23 protein-coding genes are annotated in these 18,063 nt (G+C 68.4%); 7 read left to right on the top strand and 16 right to left on the bottom strand.

Going from position 1 to position 18,063, the window contains the following annotated elements; genetic code table 11:
- Window positions 1-20: 20 nt before the first annotated feature.
- The 3 genes from KX816_00490 to KX816_00480 form a co-directional block, all read right to left on the bottom strand.
- Window positions 21-425, bottom strand: coding sequence for a hypothetical protein (locus tag KX816_00490; GenBank protein QXQ08720.1), 405 nt, complete (start codon window positions 423-425; stop codon window positions 21-23).
- A gap of 189 nt (window positions 426-614) precedes the next feature.
- Window positions 615-1,247 carry a 2-dehydro-3-deoxy-6-phosphogalactonate aldolase gene (locus KX816_00485; GenBank protein QXQ06606.1) on the bottom strand — a complete coding sequence of 211 codons (633 nt, stop codon included), beginning with the start codon at window positions 1,245-1,247 and terminating at the stop codon, window positions 615-617.
- Complete coding sequence (locus KX816_00480) at window positions 1,244-2,191, bottom strand: 2-dehydro-3-deoxygalactonokinase (GenBank protein QXQ06605.1); 948 nt, start codon at window positions 2,189-2,191, stop codon at window positions 1,244-1,246. The genes KX816_00485 and KX816_00480 overlap by 4 nt, the downstream gene beginning before the upstream one ends.
- 84 nt (window positions 2,192-2,275) lie before the next feature.
- Here KX816_00480 and KX816_00475 point away from each other — a divergent pair, with 84 nt between their 5' ends.
- Entirely contained in the window at window positions 2,276-3,166 is an 891-nt protein-coding gene (locus KX816_00475; protein ID QXQ06604.1) for an SMP-30/gluconolactonase/LRE family protein, read from the top strand.
- A 143-nt stretch (window positions 3,167-3,309) separates the two neighbouring features.
- Here KX816_00475 and KX816_00470 read toward each other — a convergent pair whose 3' ends face one another.
- From KX816_00470 to folE, 3 genes are all read right to left on the bottom strand, one after another.
- On the bottom strand, window positions 3,310-3,888 hold the full coding sequence (locus KX816_00470; protein ID QXQ06603.1) for a urate hydroxylase PuuD: 579 nt from the start codon (window positions 3,886-3,888) through the stop codon (window positions 3,310-3,312).
- 90 nt (window positions 3,889-3,978) lie between these two features.
- Window positions 3,979-5,289: a family 1 glycosylhydrolase gene (locus KX816_00465; protein QXQ06602.1), complete on the bottom strand. Its 1,311-nt coding sequence runs from the start codon at window positions 5,287-5,289 to the stop codon at window positions 3,979-3,981.
- A gap of 89 nt (window positions 5,290-5,378) precedes the next feature.
- On the bottom strand, window positions 5,379-6,002 hold the full coding sequence (folE, locus tag KX816_00460) for a GTP cyclohydrolase I FolE (protein ID QXQ06601.1): 624 nt from the start codon (window positions 6,000-6,002) through the stop codon (window positions 5,379-5,381).
- An 80-nt stretch (window positions 6,003-6,082) separates the two neighbouring features.
- Here folE and KX816_00455 point away from each other — a divergent pair, with 80 nt between their 5' ends.
- A complete protein-coding gene (locus tag KX816_00455; protein QXQ06600.1) occupies window positions 6,083-7,003 on the top strand; it encodes a hydroxymethylglutaryl-CoA lyase in 921 nt (306 codons plus the stop codon).
- A 127-nt stretch (window positions 7,004-7,130) separates the two neighbouring features.
- Here the strand turns inward: KX816_00455 and KX816_00450 are convergent, their stop codons facing one another.
- From KX816_00450 to murA, 5 genes are all read right to left on the bottom strand, one after another.
- The gene (locus KX816_00450; protein QXQ06599.1) at window positions 7,131-7,511 is read right to left on the bottom strand and encodes a VOC family protein; all 381 of its coding nucleotides are present in this window, start codon (window positions 7,509-7,511) and stop codon (window positions 7,131-7,133) included.
- Between the two features lie 216 nt (window positions 7,512-7,727).
- A complete protein-coding gene (locus tag KX816_00445; GenBank protein QXQ06598.1) occupies window positions 7,728-7,928 on the bottom strand; it encodes a hypothetical protein in 201 nt (66 codons plus the stop codon).
- Window position 7,929: 1 nt separating this feature from the next.
- Complete coding sequence (locus KX816_00440) at window positions 7,930-8,196, bottom strand: hypothetical protein (GenBank protein ID QXQ06597.1); 267 nt, start codon at window positions 8,194-8,196, stop codon at window positions 7,930-7,932.
- A gap of 55 nt (window positions 8,197-8,251) precedes the next feature.
- Window positions 8,252-8,665, bottom strand: a complete 414-nt coding sequence (locus tag KX816_00435; protein QXQ06596.1) for a DUF2948 family protein — start codon at window positions 8,663-8,665, stop codon at window positions 8,252-8,254.
- A 4-nt stretch (window positions 8,666-8,669) separates the two neighbouring features.
- On the bottom strand, window positions 8,670-9,950 hold the full coding sequence (murA, locus tag KX816_00430; GenBank protein ID QXQ06595.1) for a UDP-N-acetylglucosamine 1-carboxyvinyltransferase: 1,281 nt from the start codon (window positions 9,948-9,950) through the stop codon (window positions 8,670-8,672).
- A gap of 82 nt (window positions 9,951-10,032) precedes the next feature.
- Here murA and KX816_00425 point away from each other — a divergent pair, with 82 nt between their 5' ends.
- A complete protein-coding gene (locus KX816_00425; protein QXQ08315.1) occupies window positions 10,033-10,938 on the top strand; it encodes an NAD(P)/FAD-dependent oxidoreductase in 906 nt (301 codons plus the stop codon).
- Between the two features lie 6 nt (window positions 10,939-10,944).
- Here the strand turns inward: KX816_00425 and dcd are convergent, their stop codons facing one another.
- From dcd to KX816_00410, 3 genes are read right to left on the bottom strand one after another with little or no spacing between them, the layout of a single operon-like run.
- A complete protein-coding gene (gene dcd, locus KX816_00420) occupies window positions 10,945-11,499 on the bottom strand; it encodes a dCTP deaminase (protein ID QXQ06594.1) in 555 nt (184 codons plus the stop codon).
- Window positions 11,500-11,503: 4 nt separating this feature from the next.
- Entirely contained in the window at window positions 11,504-11,986 is a 483-nt protein-coding gene (locus tag KX816_00415) for a UPF0262 family protein (protein ID QXQ06593.1), read from the bottom strand.
- Complete coding sequence (locus tag KX816_00410) at window positions 11,983-13,050, bottom strand: beta-lactamase family protein (protein QXQ06592.1); 1,068 nt, start codon at window positions 13,048-13,050, stop codon at window positions 11,983-11,985. The genes KX816_00415 and KX816_00410 overlap by 4 nt, the downstream gene beginning before the upstream one ends.
- A 106-nt stretch (window positions 13,051-13,156) precedes the next feature.
- Between KX816_00410 and KX816_00405 the strand changes: the two genes are divergently transcribed.
- Window positions 13,157-13,471 (top strand): hypothetical protein, encoded by a 315-nt coding sequence (locus KX816_00405; protein QXQ06591.1) that lies wholly within the window; start codon window positions 13,157-13,159, stop codon window positions 13,469-13,471.
- A 3-nt stretch (window positions 13,472-13,474) separates the two neighbouring features.
- On the opposite strand, the gene KX816_00400 is transcribed toward KX816_00405, so the two are convergent.
- Window positions 13,475-14,458: a magnesium transporter CorA family protein gene (locus tag KX816_00400; GenBank protein QXQ06590.1), complete on the bottom strand. Its 984-nt coding sequence runs from the start codon at window positions 14,456-14,458 to the stop codon at window positions 13,475-13,477.
- 158 nt (window positions 14,459-14,616) lie between these two features.
- Here KX816_00400 and KX816_00395 point away from each other — a divergent pair, with 158 nt between their 5' ends.
- The 3 genes from KX816_00395 (at window position 14,617) to KX816_00385 (ending at window position 16,848) form a co-directional block, all read left to right on the top strand.
- Window positions 14,617-14,808, top strand: a complete 192-nt coding sequence (locus KX816_00395) for a hypothetical protein (GenBank protein QXQ06589.1) — start codon at window positions 14,617-14,619, stop codon at window positions 14,806-14,808.
- Window positions 14,809-14,875: 67 nt separating this feature from the next.
- On the top strand, window positions 14,876-16,048 hold the full coding sequence (locus KX816_00390) for a hypothetical protein (GenBank protein QXQ06588.1): 1,173 nt from the start codon (window positions 14,876-14,878) through the stop codon (window positions 16,046-16,048).
- Between the two features lie 14 nt (window positions 16,049-16,062).
- Entirely contained in the window at window positions 16,063-16,848 is a 786-nt protein-coding gene (locus KX816_00385) for an N-acetylmuramoyl-L-alanine amidase (GenBank protein ID QXQ06587.1), read from the top strand.
- 5 nt (window positions 16,849-16,853) lie between these two features.
- Here the strand turns inward: KX816_00385 and prfB are convergent.
- Window positions 16,854-17,982, bottom strand: a protein-coding gene (prfB, locus tag KX816_00380; GenBank protein QXQ06586.1) for a peptide chain release factor 2 whose coding sequence is annotated in 2 segments (ribosomal slippage) — window positions 16,854-17,918 and window positions 17,920-17,982 — 1,128 coding nt in all. Because the reading frame shifts where the segments join, the coding sequence is not laid out codon by codon here.
- Between the last annotated feature and the right edge of the window lie 81 nt (window positions 17,983-18,063).

Raw genomic sequence — 18,063 nt, 5'->3', positions numbered from 1 at the left:
ACTCTGGTGAGGCAACGGCATCACCGCTCGGGAACATCTTCTCGTGAGGCAACACGCTTGCAATAATAGCGCCCGTCGTTGCCGCGGTAGACGCGGTCGTCCTGCGCCAGCACGCGCTCCTGGTAGCTCGGCCCGTCGCGGTAGTAGCGGCCGGGGTCGTAGCCACCCTCGTCGCGGTCGTCGTTGTAGCCCGGGGGCGGGCCGCCATAGCCGGGGCCGCCCTGCGGGTAATAGCGCCCCTGCGGGCCATTGGCGCGGGCGCGCTGGTAGCGGTCGAACTCGCCGCGGAAGATGTTCAGCTCGTTGGCGAAGCGCTGCTGGGCAGCCTCGAAGCGAGCCTCGTCGCCACGGCTTTGCGCAAGCGCCGGCGTGACACTCAGGCAGAGCGTCGCGGCGAGGGCGGTCAATGAGGTCAGGCGTTTCATTGGGGTCTCCCGTGTTGGTGGAGACCCAATGCGCCGGTCCGGGCTACCGGGGATGAATGGGTTTGCGGAGCCCCATTGCCATCCCGGCGAACGCCGGGACCCAGTTGCCCCACAAAGTCAAAGCCCGGTTCACGCGGTCAAGCTGGGTCCCGGCGTTCGCCGGGATGACAATTGGGGATCGTGGCGCGCTCAGCCGCGCGCCAACCCCGCCACATACGCCCGCGCCTTCGCCCCGACCTCCGCCGCGCTCCGCCCCGGCGTGAACAGCCCCGAGCCTAGACCGAAGCCGGTCGCGCCTGCCGCCAGCCACGGCTGCATCGTGTCGGGACCGACGCCGCCGACGATGATCAGGTCGGTGCCCTTGGGCAGCACCGCGAGCAGCGCCCTAGCGACGGCCGGCGTCGTGGCTTCGGCGGGGAACAGCTTGAGGGCGTGCGCTCCGGCGCCGAGCGCGGCAAAGGCTTCGCTCGGGGTGAAGAAGCCGGGCGCGGCGACCATGTTAGCGGCGACGGTGGCCTCGATCACCGGCAGCGCGGTGTTAGGCGAGACCGTCAGGACGCCGCCTGCCGACTGGACCCGCGCGACGTCGGCCGGGTCGAGCACGGTGCCGGCGCCGATCGTCGCGTCGCCCCCGAAGCGCTTCGCCAGCAGCCCGATGCTGTCGAACGGGCGCGGCGAGTTGAGCGGCACCTCGATGATGCGGATGCCGGCCTCGATCAGCGCCGCACCGACCGCCTCGGCCTCCTCGGGGGCGAGGCCGCGGACGATGGCGATCAGCGGGCAGGCCCGGAGGTGGCCGCGGAAGATCTGGACGGCGCTCAAGTGGCGGCTCCCGGGGCGGCGTCCGCGGCCTTGGCGGCGGCGTCGGCGATGGCGCGGATGCCCGCGATGAACACCGTCTCGCCGTCCACGATCAGCGCGGTGCGGCTGGCGCGGCCGAGCGCGATGGCGAGGCGCTCGGTCAGTTCGGGGGTGCCGATCACGGGCACGATATCGGCGCGCAGCCGTCCGAGGCCGGTGCGGACCTCGCTGCCGATCAGCAGCCCGGAGACATAGCTCGCGGCGTCCTCGGCACGGGCCGCGCCGAGCAGGACGCGAGCGCGGACGGTGAACAGTTCGGCGGTCAGGTCGGTCTGCGCGAGGCCGTGGTCGACGCCCGCGACGAAGGCATCGCCGGTCCCGGCCTCGTGGACCAGCAGGTCGCTGAGGATCGACTTCGCCTTGAGCGCCGCGAAGATGTCGCCGGTCATCACCGTCCGGAAGCGCGCGATGTGGTGGTCGACGACCTCGACCCATTTGCCGTGGGTGCCGGGATGGGCCGCGAGCCCGTCGCCGATCAGGCCGAGCGCCAGCGCGCCGACGATCTGGACCTCCTCGCCGCGCATCACGTCCGCCGCCAACCCGTCGTGGTAGGCGACCCCGGGGACGATGCCGACGCCGGGCTCGATCCACTTGATGCCCGCGGCGATCGCGGCAAGGCCGGCAGGCGCGGCGACATACGGCACCTCGACCCAGCCACGGTTCGACCCGATCATCCCGGCCATCAGGACCGGTGCACCCCCGGCGCGCGCGCGGATCGCCGCGACCTCGGCGCGGAAGTCGGTGCAGTTGAGGATGCCGTGGTCGTCGCTGTGGCGGTCGAGCACGCTGCCATCGGCGTCGAGCGTGAAGATCCGGCGGTTCGAGGTGCCCCAGTCGACGGCGACGAGGGCCGGGCCGGCGGGGGTGGAAGCTGGGGCTGCGGCGGAAGGTGCGGTCTCGGTCATCGTCCCTAAACGCCCTCGCCGTCCATTGAGCCCGCGCGGTCTAGCCTATAGCGTCGGCGGTGCAAAAACAGCGACGGATACCTCATGGAAACCGAACTGACCGGCCCCGGCTGGAAATGCGCGTGGCCACTGTGCTGCGAGCTCGGCGAGGGGCCGGTGTGGGTCGAGCGCGACCAGGCACTGTGGTTCGTCGACATCGAGCGGCCCGCCGTCCACCGCTTCGACCCCGCGACCGGCAAGCACGCGAGCTTCACGCCGCCGTGGCGGGTCGGGTCGATCGCGCCGCGCGTCGCCGGCGGCTTCATCGCCGGGACCGAGGCCGGGCTGGCGTTGGTCGACCCCGTCGCCGGCCGCTGGGACATCTTCGCCGAGCCCGAGACGCACCTGCCCGCCAACCGCTTCAACGACGGCAAGGTCGACCCCGCCGGTCGCTTCTGGGCGGGGACCATGGACGACACCAAGCGCCACAAGCAGGGCAGCCTGTACCGCGTCGACGCCGACCTGCGCTGGACCGCCGAGGACTGCGACTACGGCATCACCAACGGCCCTGCGTTCAGCCCCGACGGGCGGGTGATGTACCATAGCGACACGCGCTCGCGCACGACCTACGCCTTCGACGTCGCGGCGGACGGCAACATCGCGGGCAAGCGGGTATTCGCGCAGTGGCCCAGGGACTTCGGCAGCCCCGACGGCATGACCGTCGACGCCGGCGGCGACCTGTGGGTGGCGTTCTGGGGCGGTTGCTGCGTCCGCCGGGTGTCGCCGGCGGGCGCGGTGCTGGCGAAGTTCGACCTGCCGGTGTCGAACGTCACCAGCATGGCCTTCGCCGGCCCCGGCCTCGACCGGCTGTTCGTCACCACCGCGCGGCAGGCGCTCGACTGCGACGCGCTGGAGGCTCAGCCGCTGGCGGGCGGGTTGTTCGAGCTCGACGCGGACGGGGCGCGCGGCTGCCCGCCGGTCGAGTTCGCGGGTTGAGCGCCGTTGTCATCCCGGGCTTGACCCGGGACCCAGCTTCTTCCGAAGTCCGATCCCGGGGTTAGCTGTGTCCCGGGTCAAGCCCGGGATGACAGTGGGGCCCGGGGTTACAAGCGGCGCCCGGGACAACGCTGCGGCGCGCCTCAGCTCGCCAGGTAGTTCTGCGTGATCATGCCGTACAGCATCGGCAGCGACAGGATGAAGTTGGTGCGCGAGCCGAGCATCGCGATGCGGCCGCTGGTCGCCTTGGCGGCGTCGTCGGCGGGCACCAGCCCCAGCGCGCGCTGCTGGTTTGGCCAGATGATGATCCAGACGTTGGCGGCCATGAAGATCGCTAAATACATGCCCAGCCCGATGGCGCGGTAGCCCGGCTGCAGCGTGAACGCCTCGACCGTGTAGCCCTTGAGCCCGGCGACGCCGAGACCGGTGACCAGGGTCGCGACCGCGCCCCAGCGGAACCAGAACAGCGCCTCGGGCGCGATGTACTTGGTGACGCCGCCCTTCAGCTCGGCGGGGACCTTGGGCATCGTCGGGATCTGCACGAGGTTGAAATAATACAGAAGGCCGATCCACACGATGCCGGACAGGACGTGGAGGAACAGCATGACCGGGGTCGCGTAGGCGTGGCTGAAGTCGGCGCTGTGCAGCCCGACCGCCATGATGAACAGGAGCACGAGCCCCATCAAGATCGCGGTATTGAGATTCCCGAGCAGCTTCGTCATCGAACGCCCCCTGTTTTTAGCCCCGATCGCGGAGTCTAGCGTGCAGTTACGCCGCTGTCACAATATTCCGGCGAAACGACCGCGCGCCTTTCAAACCGTCGCGCTGAACTGGTTCTGGGTCGGCTCCATCATCGTCGACTTGCGCTGCCGCCACTGGCGCGCCGTGTCACGCCGCCGGACCGCCCACGCATCCTCGTACTCCTGCGGCTTCACCACCGGCACGATCAGGCACACCGACTGCATCGGCAGGACGCTGTCCCAGTCCTGGATAAGCTGCTTGTAGGCCTGGCCGACCGGGCGGATGTTGCGGTCGAGGTCGTACAGGCCAACCGCGTTGACCCGGCCGTTGTCCTCCCTGAGCGCGGTGTCCCAGTCGACCTGGTCGGTCAGCGAGTACCAGGTGAAACCGACGATCGGGACGCCGTCGTTCCTGACCCTGAGCACGCTCGCCCACTGCTTCCACAGCCACGCCACCGCGGCCGTGCCCTCGGCATTGTCGGTCATGTTGGTCTCGGTGTGCATCACCGGCAGGCGGTAGCGGTCGTAATATTGCCAGGTGATGCCGTCGTAGCCGAAGACCTCGCCCGATGCCGTGCTGCTGCCGTCGGCGCGGACCCGGTGCTCGTTGGTGACGTAATAGTCGTTGCCCATGATGCAGTGCTGCTTGAAGCGGTTGTCGAGGAAGAACTGGTACTCCTCGCGGCTCATGCCGTTGTCCATGACGTACTCGAACATCTCGGAATCGATGCGGCGGCCGTAGTTCAGGTCGAGGCCGAGGAAGCGCATCGAGTTCAGGATCTCTGCCGGCTTGATCGCGCGCGGATCCTCAGCGTGGTAATATTCCGACGATTCCGACTGGATGAAGATCGCGTCGGGGCGGACATCGAGGATCGCGCTCATCGCGAGGACGTTCGCCTTGACGATGTGCTTGAGCGCGGTAACGAAGCCGCGGTCGGTCGCCAGCCCCTCGTTCCACCAGCCGTACTTGCCGCTGAACAGCGCGCAGATGAACATCTCGTTGACCGGGGTGTACAGCTGGATCCACGGGTAACGGCGCGCGAAGTCGGCTGCATAACGTCCGAACAACCGGCCGAAATCCGGGTTCTGGAAGTCGCCGATCCAGTCGGGCACGCCGAAGTGGCAGAGGTCGATGATCGGCACGATGTTGCGGCGGCGCAGGTCGCCCAGCGTCAGGTCGGCGAATTCCCAGTCATACCGGCCCTCGCCCAGCCACGTCGTGTGGATCGGCGGGCCGTAGCGCAGGAACTGGATGCCGAGCTGCTCGACGAGGTCGAAGTCTTCGCGCCAGCGGGTGTAGTGGCCGCAGCTCGCCATCTGGTCGACCCGCCGGCCGGTGACCGTCGGATTGGAGTTCTCGATGCCGGTGGCGAACATGAACATAAGCGGGGTCTTTCTCGGTCGCGGTCGTGCAGACCGGATCGGCGGACTGAACGCTTGCGCCCGGTGGTTCGTCGCTTTGCCCCGCCCGGTTACCCGCGGCCCATCAGCGCAAGCACTTCCTTGCGGCTGCGGTCGTCGTCGCGGAAGCTGCCCATCATCCGGCTGGTGGTCATGGTGACGCCCTGGGTCATCACGCCGCGCGCGCTCATGCAGGCGTGGGTCGCCTCGATGACGACGGCGAGTCCGACCGGATCGAGGTGCTGCTGGATGCAGTCGGCGACTTCGGCGGTCAGGCGCTCCTGGACCTGCAGGCGGCGCGCGAAGCCGTGCAGGACGCGGGCCAGCTTGGAGATGCCGACGACGCGGCTGCGCGGCAAATAGGCGATGTGCGCCATGCCGGTGATCGGCGCCATGTGGTGTTCGCAGTGCGACTGGAACGGGATGTCGCGGAGCAGCACGATCTCGTCATAGCCGCCGACCTCCGCGAAGGTCCGGCTGAGGTGCATGCCGGGGTCCTCGAGGTAACCGCGGAAATACTCGCGGAAGGCCCGCGCCACGCGTGCCGGGGTATCGACCAGCCCCTCGCGGTCCGGGTCATCGCCGGCCCAGCGCAGCAGGGTGCGGACGGCCGCCTCGGCTTCGGCCTGGGGGATCGGAGCGTGTGCGACGGCGTCGGCGCGACGCTGGGGGTCGTCTTCTAGCAGGTCATCCATGCCGGCGTTTAGAAGCGGAACGACCGCGCCTGACAACCGCGAAATAGTCGCACTATATGAAGCTGAGATTGGAGACACGAATGCCGCGTCAAGTCGAAATCGTCGAGGTCGGGCCGCGTGACGGCCTGCAGAACGAGGCCGAGGTGATCGGCACCGCTGGCAAGCTCGGGCTGATCGGCCGGGTGCTCGATGCCGGCATTCGGCGCATCGAGGTGGCCTCGTTCGTCAACCCGGCACGGGTTCCCCAGATGGCCGACGGCGAAGCGGTGATCGCGGCGCTGCCCGACCGCAAGGACGTCAGCTACATCGGGCTGTGCCTCAACAAGCGCGGCGTGCTGCGCGCCATCGCGTCGCGCGAGGGTGGCCGGCGCGGGGTCGACGAGGCGGGGTGCGTGCTGGTCGCGTCGGACAGCTTCGGCGAGCGCAACCAGGGCCAGTCCATCGCCGAGGGCATCGTCGAGAACCGGGCGATGCTGCGCTTGGCGGCGGACGCGGGGCTGGTGCCGCAGGTGACGATCTCCGCGGCCTTCGGCTGCCCGTTCGAGGGTGCGGTGCCGGCGGCGACGGTGGTCGCGCTCGCCGAACAGATGGCGGACGCGGGCGCAGTCGAGATTGCGCTGGCCGACACCATCGGCGTCGCGGTCCCGGCGCAGGTCAGCGAGCTGTTCGGGCTCGTCGCCACCGCGGTCCCCGGCATCCGGCTGCGCGCTCACTTTCACGACACGCGCGGCACCGGCATCGCCAATGCCTGGGCGGCGTATCAGGCCGGGGTCCACGTCCTCGACGCCAGCCTCGGCGGCCTCGGCGGCTGCCCGTTCGCGCCCAAGGCAACAGGCAACATCGCCACCGAGGACCTCGTCTTCCTGCTCGACCGCAGCGGGGTCGCGAACGGAGTCGATCTGGAGGCGATGATCGCGGCGAACGCCTGGTTCGCGGGGGTGCTCGGGCGGGCGTTACCGTCGCGGGTGGCGAAGGCCGGGGGCTGGAGCGAGGCGGCGTAGAACGTCAGAATTGGGTCACGATCAGTCGATTGCCGAACCGCTCTCCGGACGACCGGTTTCGCCGAGAAGTGGACGTTCACTCTCCTCTCGCTGGCCGCCCAAAAGCGGCCCTCGGCGGCAAGCGGGGCTAAAGCCGTCGTTCGCCTATATCGATCCGATTGCCATCCGGGTCAGCAAACACGAACGCCCGCTGCCCGTAGTCTGTGTCCATGAGGCTTTTGATGATCCTCACGCCCCCGGCCTCGCAAACAGCGTAAAGCGCTGCCACGTCACTGACGAACATGTGCATGACGTTGACCGTTGAAGCCTTGTGGTCGATCTTCTGGCTCAGGTGGATTTCGGCGCGATCCTTTTTCATCACCATAAAGCCGACTGGATCACCGTTTTCGAAGACCTTTTCGAAGCCCAATACGCGCGAATAGAAATTGTGGGCGGCGTGGATGTCTCGAACGCAAATCCCCGGCGCCACGCGTCCGAACGCAATCCCATCCAAAACGGAGTCCGCCATCGTCTTTTCCTTTGCAGGCAGGGGCGGCGGTGCGCGTGCCGGTTGCGGAGCGGTGTCCGGACCTGCTTGCTGCTTTCTCGGTGCGGACAAGTCAACGGGATGAAACGGCCGTTTCCACGTGTGGTCGACGTTAATCGGACTGACAAGAATCCTCCACTTTCGGGCTTTCGCTCGAGGATGCGAAAGATTGGTCGCCCTGAAGGACCAGCCTGCGCTCTACTTCGCGTCGTCGACCTTCTTGCCGGTCGCCAACCCAGGGGCGGTCTGCTCGCGGTGCATGTGCCCGGCACCCGGCTTGCCGCCCTGGGACTGCCCGCCGCGCTTACCGTCGTCGGCGCTGTCGCGCGGCGGGCGGCCCGCCTTCTCGGCGTGGCCCCGGTCGAGCGGCAGCGGCTGGTCCTCGGGACGCGCGGTCATGCTAGTCGTCCCCGGTGCTGGTCGCGTTGGGGTTCGGGGTACCCGAATAACCCTGCTCGGACTGGCCGTCGTGCTTGCCGCCGTCGGTCGCGGGCGCGGTGCTTGGGTAGGCGTTGCCCGCCGATTGCCCGCCACTGTTGAGTGCACCCGCGACTTCACCCGACGCACCATCGTCGGGGCGCGCGTCGACCGCACCGTAGCCGAGCTCGCGATCGTCGGCGTGGGCGGTGGTCGGCGGTGCGGGGCTGTTGTCGTTCTGATCGGACATGGCGGGTCTCCTTCACCCTGCCAACGCGGCGCCGCGGCCAGCCGTTCCCGAGCGCTCAGTCGTGCCTGGGTTCTCGGATCGCCGGCCACGGCTCGGTCAGGTCCTCGAGCACAAGGTCGGGGCATTCGACCTCGACCCGCAAGGTCGCGCCGTCGGCAAAGCTCAGCGTCAGTGCGCCGCCGGCGTACTCCAGCGCCAGCAGTTCGAGTACCGCCTCGCCGATCGGCCACGCCTTGCGCTTGACCCCGGTGACGCACTCGATGCGCAGCGCCGCGCGGACGCGGGTCTTGTCGGCCGCCTCCCAGCGGTAGCGGCTGAGCATCAGCACCAGCCGCCGGGCGCGCGCGTCGTAGGCGATCTCGTCGCAGCGCAGCGCCGCCGACTGGACCAGCGCCGACAGCGCCGGCACGTCGTCCGCTTCCTGCGCCAGCAGCCGGAGCGGCTCGGCCCCCGCTTTCTCAGTCCCCACTCTCTCAGCCATCGGAAATGCGCTCGATGTCGGCGCCCACCGCGGACAGCTTCTCCTCGAGCCGTTCGTAGCCGCGGTCGAGGTGATAGACCCGGTTGACGATGGTCTCGCCCTTCGCCGCCAGCCCGGCCAGCACGAGGCTCATCGAGGCGCGGAGGTCGGTCGCCATGACCTCGGCCCCAACCAGCCCAGCCACGCCGCGCACGATCGCCGAGCGGCCGCGGACCGTGATGTCGGCCCCCATCCGTGCCAGCTCGGGCACGTGCATGTAGCGGTTCTCGAAGATCGTCTCGGTCAGCAGTGACGCCCCGTCGGCGACACTGAGCATCGCCATGAATTGCGCCTGCATGTCGGTCGGGAAGCCCGGGTACGGTGCGGTCGAGACGGTAATGCCGTGGAGGCCGTTGGCGCGGCGCACCATCAGGCCGCGTGCCGTCGGGGTCGCCTCGACGCCGGCCTCGCGCAGCGCATCGAAGGTCGCGCCCAGCGTCGCTTCCTCGGCCCCCAAAAGCTCGAGTTCGCCGCCGGTGATCGCCGCAGCGCAGGCGTAGCTGCCGGTTTCGATCCGGTCGGGCATCACGGCATAGGTCGCGCCGTGGAGCTTGGATACGCCCTGGATGGTCAGGTGCTCGGTGCCGACGCCGTCGATCCTGGCCCCCATCGCGATCAGGCAGCGGCACAGGTCGATGATCTCGGGCTCGCGCGCGGCGTTTTCCAGCACGCTCTCGCCCCTGGCCAGCACGGCCGCCATCAGGGCGTTCTCGGTCGCCCCGACCGAGACCATCGGAAACACGTAGCGGCCACCGCGCAGGCCGTTCCGGGCGGTCGCCTTGACGTACCCCGCCGACACTTCGATCTCCGCGCCGAGGTGCTCCAGCGCCTTCAGGTGCAGGTCGATCGGGCGGTTGCCGATGGCGCAGCCGCCGGGCAGGCTGACCGTCGCCTCGCCGGCCCGCGCCAGCAGCGGCCCGAGCACGAGGATCGAGGCGCGCATCTTGCGGACGATATCATACGGCGCGACCGTCGAGGTGATGCGGTTGGCCCTGAGCGTCATCACCCGCCCGAACTCTGCCGGGTGCGAGCCCTCGATGGTGGTCGAGACGCCGTGATTGTTGAGCAGGTGGCCGAAGGTGTCGATATCGGCGAGGCGCGGCAGGTTGCGCAGCGTCAGCGGTTCCTCCGACAGCAACGCGCACGGCATCAGCGTCAGCGCCGCGTTCTTGGCCCCCGAGATTTGAATGCTGCCGGAAAGTGTGCGCCCACCGCGAATGACGATCTGGTCCATCTTCGTCACCTAACGCGTTGGAGGGTGCGGCGGAAGAGCCGCCCCGGAAACACCCATGCCCCCCACAGGACCCGATGACGACATGCTCGATTGCCTGATCGTCGGCGGCGGTCCCGCCGGGCTGACCGCGGCGATCTACCTGGCACGCTTCCTGCGCAGGACGCTGGTCGCCGACGCGGGCGGTAGCCGGGCGCGGTGGATCCCCACGAGCCACAACCACGCGGGCTTTCCGGGTGGCATCACCGGGCCGTCGCTGCTCGCCCGGATGCGCGAGCAGGCGACCGAGTACGGTGTGACGGTCCGCGACCTCAAGATCGACCATGTCGAGGTCGACGGCGACGGCTTCGTCGGACTGGCGGGTAACGAGCGCATCCGGGCGCGGACCGTGCTGCTCGCGACAGGCGTCACCAACCATCGCCCGGCACTGCTCGACGACGCCACCCACGACGCGGCGGTGGCGGAGGGGCTGATCCGTTATTGCCCGGTGTGCGATGGCTATGAGGTCCAGCATCGCCGCGTCGCGGTGCTCGGCAGCGATGCGCACGGCGTCGCGGAGGCGACCTTCCTGCGCACCTACAGCACCGATGTCACCCTGCTCCCGGCAAGTTTCGCCGACCTCGATGCGGGGAAGCGAGCCGAACTGGCGGAGGCGCGGGTGACCGTCGTCGAGCCCGCCGTCCGGGGCTTCGACTTTAGCGGCGGCGTCGTCCGCGTCGACCTTGAGGACGGCAGCAGCCAGACCTTCGACACGCTGTACCCGGCACTTGGGACCCACGCCAACGCGCGCATCGCCCGCGAACTCGGCATCGAGATGGTCGGCGACAACTGCGTCCCCGGCGACGACCACATGGAGACCAGCCTGCGCGGCGTCTGGACCGCCGGCGACATCGTGCCGGGCCTCGACCAGATCAGCGTCGCCATGGGTCACGCCGCGATCGCGGCGACCGCGATCCACAACCGGCTGCCGAAGGTGCCGGCGCGAGGCTGATGGCGGCTACAACTTCGGCAACGTTACCCCGCGCTGCCCCTGGTACTTGCCCGCGCGGTCGGCGTAGCTGACCTCGCAGGGCTCGTTGCCCTTCAGGAACAGGAACTGGCAGGCACCCTCGTTGGCATAGACCTTGGCGGGCAGCGGCGTTGTGTTGCTGAACTCCAGCGTGACGTGCCCCTCCCAGCCCGGCTCGAGTGGGGTGACATTCACGATGATTCCGCAGCGGGCGTAGGTCGACTTGCCGAGGCAGATCACCAGCACGTCGCGGGGCACGCGGAAATACTCGACCGTGCGGGCCAGCGCGAAGCTGTTCGGCGGGATGATGCAGCAGTCGGTCTTGCGGTCGACGAAGCTGTTGGGGTGAAAGTCCTTGGGGTCGACGATGACCGAGTCGACGTTGGTGAAGATCTTGAACTCGTCCGACACGCGCGCGTCGTAGCCGTAGGAACTCAGGCCATAGCTGATCACCCCGTCGCGCTGCTGGCGGTCGACGAACGGCTCGATCATGCCGGTCGCGAGCGCCTGCTCGCGGATCCAGCGGTCGGATTGGACGGACACTTGGTTACCCCCGGATGTGCAGCACGCAGATCAGCGTGAACAGGCGCCGCGCGGTGTCGAAGTCGACCTCGACGCGGCCGCCGAGGCGCTCGATGAGCATCTCGGCCGCTTCGTTGTGGAGCCCGCGGCGGGCCATGTCGATGGTCTCGATCTGTTGCGAGGTCGCGGCGCGGACCGCTTTGTAATAGCTGTCGCAGATCGCGAAATAGTCGCGGACCGTGCGCCGGAAGGGCGACAGCGGCAGCACGAAGCTCTCGAGGTGGCGGTCGTCCTCGGCGTTGACCTGTACCGTCAGCCGGCCCTCCTCGACCCCCATGACGATGCGGTACGGCCCCTGGTAGCCGTCGGGATAGTCGGTCAACGGCCTGAAACTATTGGCCTCGAGCAGATCGAAAATAGCGACGCGGCGCTCCTGCTCGATATCGGCGTTGCGCCACAATATGGTGCGCTCGTCGAGCTTGACGTCGGAGATCCGGTGATCGGTCATGGCGCGTCGGGGTAACTGTTGACCAGCCGGCCGAGCGCGACCTTGACCGGGGCCAGCTGCGGATCCTGGGTCTTGCCCATGCGGAGCACGACGAGGCGCTTCGACGGCGTGATCGTCACGAACTGGCCGAGATGGCCGACCGGGGAGAAGGTGTCGGCGGGACCCTGATCGGGAAACAGCGCCGCATCGTCGGCCTTGGGATTGGCGCGGTTGAGCCAGAAGTGCCCGCCGTAGCTCGGGTTGGTCGGGGCGGGCGTGCGGACGAACACGACCCAGGCGGGCGGCACGAGCTGGAGGTCGCCGACCTTGCCGCCGTCGAGGTACAATTGCCCGAAGCGCGCCCAGTCGCGCGGCGTCGCGTGGCAGAAGCTGCCGCCGATCATGGTGCCGGCCGCATCGAACTCGCAGATCAGGCTCGGCATGACGGGATCAACGAGGTGCGACTTGAGATAGGCCCGCATTGCCTCGCGCCGGGCCACCGGAGTACGCGCGTCGGGGGCGATCGCCCGCACGGCGATGTCGGCGAGGACCACCGTGGTCAGCGACGAGTAATTGTAGGCCGTGCCCGGCGGCGACTGCAGCGGGCGCGTCTCGGCGAAGGTCGCGGCATCGGCGGAGACGTCGGCGAACAGCGCGCGGTTGGTGTCGGCGTCCTGGACGTCGGGGTTGCCGAGCTCGTCGTGGCGCACGCCCGACGACATATGGAGCAGCTGGCGAAGCGTGATCTTGCCGCGCGGGTCGGCCGGGTCGCGGTGCCATGCGGCGACCGGCGCGGGGGCATCGAGGACCAGCCGGCCCTCGCCGATCAGCTGCCCGATCAGCGTCGCGGTGATCGACTTCGACATCGACCAGCCGATCAGGCGGTTCGCGGGTCCATAGCCCTTGCCGTAGCGCTCGGCGACAATCTTGCCGTCCTGCAGGACGATGACGGCGCGGGTCTCGGCGAGTTTCGGGTCGGTGAAGAAGGCGTCGACCAGCGCGGTCTGGCCTGTGGTCTGGCCCGTAGTCTGGGCAGCCAGCGGCACCCCCAGCCACAGGGCGAATGCGAACAGGCTTGATCGCACGCCCCGCATCCGGTTCAGTCTCCCTTGCTCGCCCTCGCGGCGAAGTTCGTGTTGCTCGTAAGCGACGCAGTGTTGCTCGCCAGGCGACGTTAGTGGGGGCGCGTCCGTGAAGGCAAGGACTTGGTTGATACTGGTCGCGGTCGTGCTGGTCGCGCTCGGCGGCGGCTTCGCGTGGCTCAAGTTCGGGCCGCAGGGCAAGCGAGCGTATCTCGCCAGCGGCTATGTCGCCCATGTCGTGTGCTCGTGCCGCTACGCCGGTGGCCGCGACATGAAAAGCTGCGCCACCGACTTCGAGCCCGGCATGGAGATTGTCCAGATGTCCGACGACCCGGCGGCGAAGCGCATCACGGCGTGGGTGCCCGGCATTGCCCGGCGCTCGGCGTCGTTCAAGGGCGAATACGGCTGCAGCTTCGACGACTGAGCGTTACAGCCACCCCTTCCAGCGGAACACCAGATACGGTGCCACCGCCGAGGTCAGCATCAGGCACAGCGCCCAGATATACCCGTACTGCCAGTGTAGCTCCGGCAGGATCGCGAAGTTCATGCCGTAGATTCCCGCGATCAGGGTCGGCGGCAGGAACACCAGCGCCGCGACCGAGAAAATCTTGGAAATGTTCGCCTGTTCCAGGTTGATCAGGCCGAGCACCGCGTCGAGCAGGAAAGTGATGTTGTTACCGAGGTAATTGGCGTGGTCGGTCAGCGCCGCGACGTCGCGCGACAGCGACTTCAGATGCTCGCGCGGCCCGTCCTTGCCGAGCGCGAACGCTAGGAAACTGAGCGACCGTGCCAGCGTCAGCGCCGAATCCCGCGCCTTGGAGACGACGTCCTGGGTGTGCCCGATACGCGACAGCAGCGCCTGCAGCGCCACCGTCGACAGACGTGCATGGCGTTGGCCGACGACCGCGCGGCGGAAGGTGGACTGCGAGATATGGTCCATCTCGCTGCCGACATGCTCGAGCCCGTCTGCGAGCCGGTCGATGACGGCATCGAGCAGTTGGCCCAATGTCGTCGCGGGGTCGGCGGTCAGCGACTTGTTGCGCTCGAAGTTCGCCTTGATGACCTCGAACACCTTCGGCGATTCGTAGCGCACGGTGACCAGGTGAGCGGGTGTCAGGACGAACGACACCGCGGTCGAAGCGAGCTTGTCGGTACCGAAGCCGGCAACGATGTTGGCGGTGACGTAGATCGCGCCGTTGTCTTCGTACATCCGGCTCGAAGGCTCGATCTCGACCATCTCATCGCGGGTCGGCACCGAAACGCCGAGCGCGCCTTCGACGAAATCTTCTTCCTCCTGGGTCGGGCACAGCATGTCGATCCACACCGCGCCGGCGGGTAATGTCGACAGGTCGCAGTTGGTGACGCACGCCGCGCCGTTTTCGCCGGGGGAGAAAATCCTTAGCACCGCCAAGCCGCTACCGGATTGAGGTGGCAACGTAAACGCCGCCGGTGTCGCTGGAGCACGTGCTGCACGGAGCGGTGAAAAAGTTATGCACAATTATCGACGACTCGTCACGCAACCACACCGACTCGTCGCACGTTGACCCGGCGTAGGAGAGGTATTGCATCATGGCGAGACCTGAGCGCGCCGACCCGGCCCCGTCCGTTCTGATGTACCGACCGGGTGTCGAGACCCGCTGCCCCGACTGCGGCCAGACCAACTGGATTGTCGGTCGCGCCACGGCCGAGTGCGCTGGTTGCTCCGCCGCACTCCCGATCGTCGCCCCCTACTGGAACACGATCCGCCTCCGCGCCGCGTGAGTTAACTCACATTGGCGAAAACCCGCGATTAGGATAAACCAGCAAGGGGACAAAGCGGAGGTGGGGGATGGATGTCGCAGGCATCGTCAAGGGCGGCCTTGATGAAACCGGTAACAAGATCGGGCAGATCTACTATCGGAACCCACCCCACTACGCGATCTTTCGAGCGGCCGACCGCGTCGTCGTCCATTATCACGACGACCCCGACAAGCAGGAGGAGCAGCGCCGCGTGCTGGCGCCGATCAACCCGTTGCGTGGCCAGATCAACGGCCTGATCGACGGCTGGCGCGGCCCGGTCGGTGGACGCGCCGACGAGCATCCGGGCATCATTGCCCGCGCCCATCGCTGGATCGCCGGCGACGGCGACAGTCCGCAGCGCCGGGCCGCCGCCGCGCGCTACGACCGCCGCGTAGCCGACGCGCTGTCGCTCGCGCTCGAGAACGACGTCCCTTCGGCACTGCTCTATCTCGACGGGGTCAAGCACGACATCGAGGACGAGCGCAGCGCCCGGGCCCGCCGTTTCTATGTCGCGACCGCAGCGTTCGCCTCGCTCTTCCTGCTCATCCTCGCCTGGGTCGGCCTCACCTGGAAAAACTACGAAGCGGAAGGCAACAACCTGATGCTCGCCGCCGGGGCGGGGGCGCTCGGCGCGTTCTTCTCGGTCGCCATCGCCACACGCGACCGGGCACCGCTGAGCGACCTGCGGTTGTGGGACAGCGGTATCGACGCGGTCCTGCGGGTGATCATCGGGATGATCGGCGCAGTCGTGCTGATCGAGCTTTTCCGGACCGGGCTGGTCTCCAGCATCGCCTTCGGTGCCGACGCCGCGAAGCTCAATCCGAACAACGTCAGCGACCTGACCAGGGGCAGCGCGGGGGTCGCGAAGGACCACTATAGCCCGATGCTGGTGGCGGTGATCGGCTTCCTCGCCGGCTTCGTCGAGCGGCTGGTCGGTAACCTGCTGGCGACGGTGGTCGTAACGGCCGATCCGCCCAAGGTTGCCGCGCCGCTGTCATCCAGATCCGACGACAAGGACGGCAAGGGCGGCGGCAACGGCGGCGACGCGAGGGGCGCGGTCGCGGGCGCGACCGGGTCGGCCCCCGGCGCACCGCCTGCCGCTACCGATGCCGACGACCATGGCGGCGACTGCCTGAGCGACGCTGCCCTCGATCCGTCCGAGGAGACGCCCGACGACGCGCTGCCGCCCGCCGCCGGCGGTGTCGCCGCACCAGCGAACTGAGCGGGAGGGGGACCATGGCGTTTTCATTGACCTGGCTGGCGGAGGTCCTGCTCGATGCCGGCCTGAAGGTTGCCGAGGTGCCGGAATGGCGCGCACGCGGCCTCAAGGACATGGGTGATATTCGCGGCGTGATCTGCCACCACACGGCCGGCCCCGTCACCGGAAACATGCCCAGCCTGAACCTCATCAAGACCGGACGCCCCGACCTGCAGGGCCCGCTGGCGCAGCTCGGGCTTGGCCGCGACGGCACCTTCTATGTCATCGCCGCGGGCTTCTGCCAGCACGCCGGCAAAGGCGAGTGGCACGGCCAGACCAGCGGCAACACCAACTTCATCGGCATCGAGGCCGAGAATACCGGCCTTCCCAACGACACGCCGTGGCCGTCGATCCAGATGGAAGCCTATGCGCGCGGCATCGCGGCGATCTTCCGCCATCTCGACCTGCCCGTCGGGATGTGTTGCGGCCACAAGGAATGGGCCGTGCCCCACGGCCGCAAGAGCGACCCGTCGTTCGACATGGAAGCGTTCCGCAGCCAGATCCAGGGCTTCATGTCGGGCACCACGCCAGTGCCGCCGCCGGTTCCGGCGGTCGATGCCGATGCCCGCCCGACGTTGCGGAACGGCAGCCGCGGCGATGCCGTGAAGCAGCTCCAGGCCGCCCTGAAGATCGGTGTTGACGGCCTGTTCGGTGGGGGCACCGAGGCCAAGGTCCGCGCCTTCCAGCGCGAGCACGACATGGTCCCGGACGGCATCGTCGGCCCCAAGACGTGGCTGGTGCTGTTCGCACCCGCGGGTCCGTAGGCGCCCTAGTCGACGTCCTCGACGGTCACCGCCTCGCCGGTCACCCGCTGCGACAGCGCTGCCGCCATGAACGGGTCGAGGTCGCCGTCGAGAACGTCCGACGGCGCGGTGCTGGTCACCCCGGTCCGCAGGTCCTTGACCAGCTGATAGGGCTGCAGGACGTAGCTGCGAATCTGATGGCCCCAGCCGATGTCGGTCTTGCCGGCCTCGACGTCCGCTGCCGCCGCTTCGCGGATCGCCAGCTCGCGCTCGTACAGCCGGGCCTTCAGCATCTTCATTGCGGTGGCGCGGTTCTTGTGCTGCGAGCGCTCGTTCTGGCACGCGACGACGACGCCGGTCGGGATGTGGGTGAGGCGTACGGCGGAATCGGTGGTGTTGACGTGCTGGCCGCCCGACCCGGAGGCGCGGTAGGTGTCGACCTTCAGGTCCTTGTCGTCGACCACGATGTCGATGTCGTCGTCGACCACCGGATAGACCCAAACGCTGGCGAAGCTGGTGTGCCGCCGCGCTGCCGAGTCGTAGGGGCTGATCCGCACCAGCCGGTGGACGCCGCTCTCGGTCTTCGACCAGCCATAGGCGTTGGGGCCCTTGAGCAGCAGCGTCGCCGACTTGATCCCGGCCTGCTCGCCGGCGTGAAAGTCGATCAGCTCGACCTTGTAGCCGTGGCGCTCGGCCCAGCGCTGATACATGCGCTGCAGCATCGACGCCCAGTCCTGGGACTCGGTGCCGCCGGCGCCCGAGTTGACCTCGATATAGGAATCGTTGGCGTCCGCCTCGCCCGCCAGCAGCGCCTGGACCTTGTCGGTCTCGGCCTTGGCCGCGAGCGCCTTCAGCGCCGCGATGCCGTCGTCGACCATGGCCACGTCGCCCTCGGCCTCGGCCATCTCGATCAGCTCGGCGGTCTCGTCGAGTTCACGCTCGATGGCGCGGGTCGCGCCGATCGCCTCGTCGAGACGGCGACGCTCCTGCATCACGGCCTGCGCCGCCTTGGGGTCGTTCCACAGGGTCGGGTCCTCGACCCGCGCGTTCAGCTCGTCGAGGCGTCGGAGTGCACGATCCCAGTCAAAGGAACCTCCTCAGCAGGTCCAGCGCCTGCTTGATGGAGTCGATATGGGCCTGGCCCTCGGCGCGCATGGTGTCTCGGTCCTGTCGGTGAGCGCCGCACATAGGGCCGCTGCCCCCGTCGGCGCAAGGCGCAGTGCGTTGGCCCGCGGT

Source organism: Sphingosinicellaceae bacterium (assembly GCA_019285715.1).
Taxonomy (GTDB): domain Bacteria; phylum Pseudomonadota; class Alphaproteobacteria; order Sphingomonadales; family Sphingomonadaceae; genus Glacieibacterium.
This window is presented reverse-complemented; position numbering and strand designations above follow the sequence as displayed.

Bases quoted from the DNA above. Each gene is read 5' to 3' on its own strand.
- KX816_00475 (QXQ06604.1), top strand. From the start codon at position 2,276: ATGGAAACCGAACTGACCGGCCCCGGCTGGAAATGCGCGTGGCCACTG.
- KX816_00390 (QXQ06588.1), top strand. From the start codon at position 14,876: ATGGATGTCGCAGGCATCGTCAAGGGCGGCCTTGATGAAACCGGTAAC.
- KX816_00415 (QXQ06593.1), bottom strand. From the start codon at position 11,986: ATGACCGATCACCGGATCTCCGACGTCAAGCTCGACGAGCGCACCATA.
- folE (QXQ06601.1), bottom strand. From the start codon at position 6,002: ATGGATGACCTGCTAGAAGACGACCCCCAGCGTCGCGCCGACGCCGTC.
- murA (QXQ06595.1), bottom strand. From the start codon at position 9,950: ATGGACCAGATCGTCATTCGCGGTGGGCGCACACTTTCCGGCAGCATT.
- KX816_00385 (QXQ06587.1), top strand. From the start codon at position 16,063: ATGGCGTTTTCATTGACCTGGCTGGCGGAGGTCCTGCTCGATGCCGGC.
- KX816_00455 (QXQ06600.1), top strand. From the start codon at position 6,083: ATGCCGCGTCAAGTCGAAATCGTCGAGGTCGGGCCGCGTGACGGCCTG.
- KX816_00480 (QXQ06605.1), bottom strand. From the start codon at position 2,191: ATGACCGAGACCGCACCTTCCGCCGCAGCCCCAGCTTCCACCCCCGCC.
- KX816_00465 (QXQ06602.1), bottom strand. From the start codon at position 5,289: ATGTTCATGTTCGCCACCGGCATCGAGAACTCCAATCCGACGGTCACC.
- KX816_00490 (QXQ08720.1), bottom strand. From the start codon at position 425: ATGAAACGCCTGACCTCATTGACCGCCCTCGCCGCGACGCTCTGCCTG.
- KX816_00470 (QXQ06603.1), bottom strand. From the start codon at position 3,888: ATGACGAAGCTGCTCGGGAATCTCAATACCGCGATCTTGATGGGGCTC.
- KX816_00450 (QXQ06599.1), bottom strand. From the start codon at position 7,511: ATGGCGGACTCCGTTTTGGATGGGATTGCGTTCGGACGCGTGGCGCCG.
- KX816_00445 (QXQ06598.1), bottom strand. From the start codon at position 7,928: ATGACCGCGCGTCCCGAGGACCAGCCGCTGCCGCTCGACCGGGGCCAC.
- KX816_00395 (QXQ06589.1), top strand. From the start codon at position 14,617: ATGGCGAGACCTGAGCGCGCCGACCCGGCCCCGTCCGTTCTGATGTAC.
- KX816_00440 (QXQ06597.1), bottom strand. From the start codon at position 8,196: ATGTCCGATCAGAACGACAACAGCCCCGCACCGCCGACCACCGCCCAC.
- KX816_00425 (QXQ08315.1), top strand. From the start codon at position 10,033: ATGCTCGATTGCCTGATCGTCGGCGGCGGTCCCGCCGGGCTGACCGCG.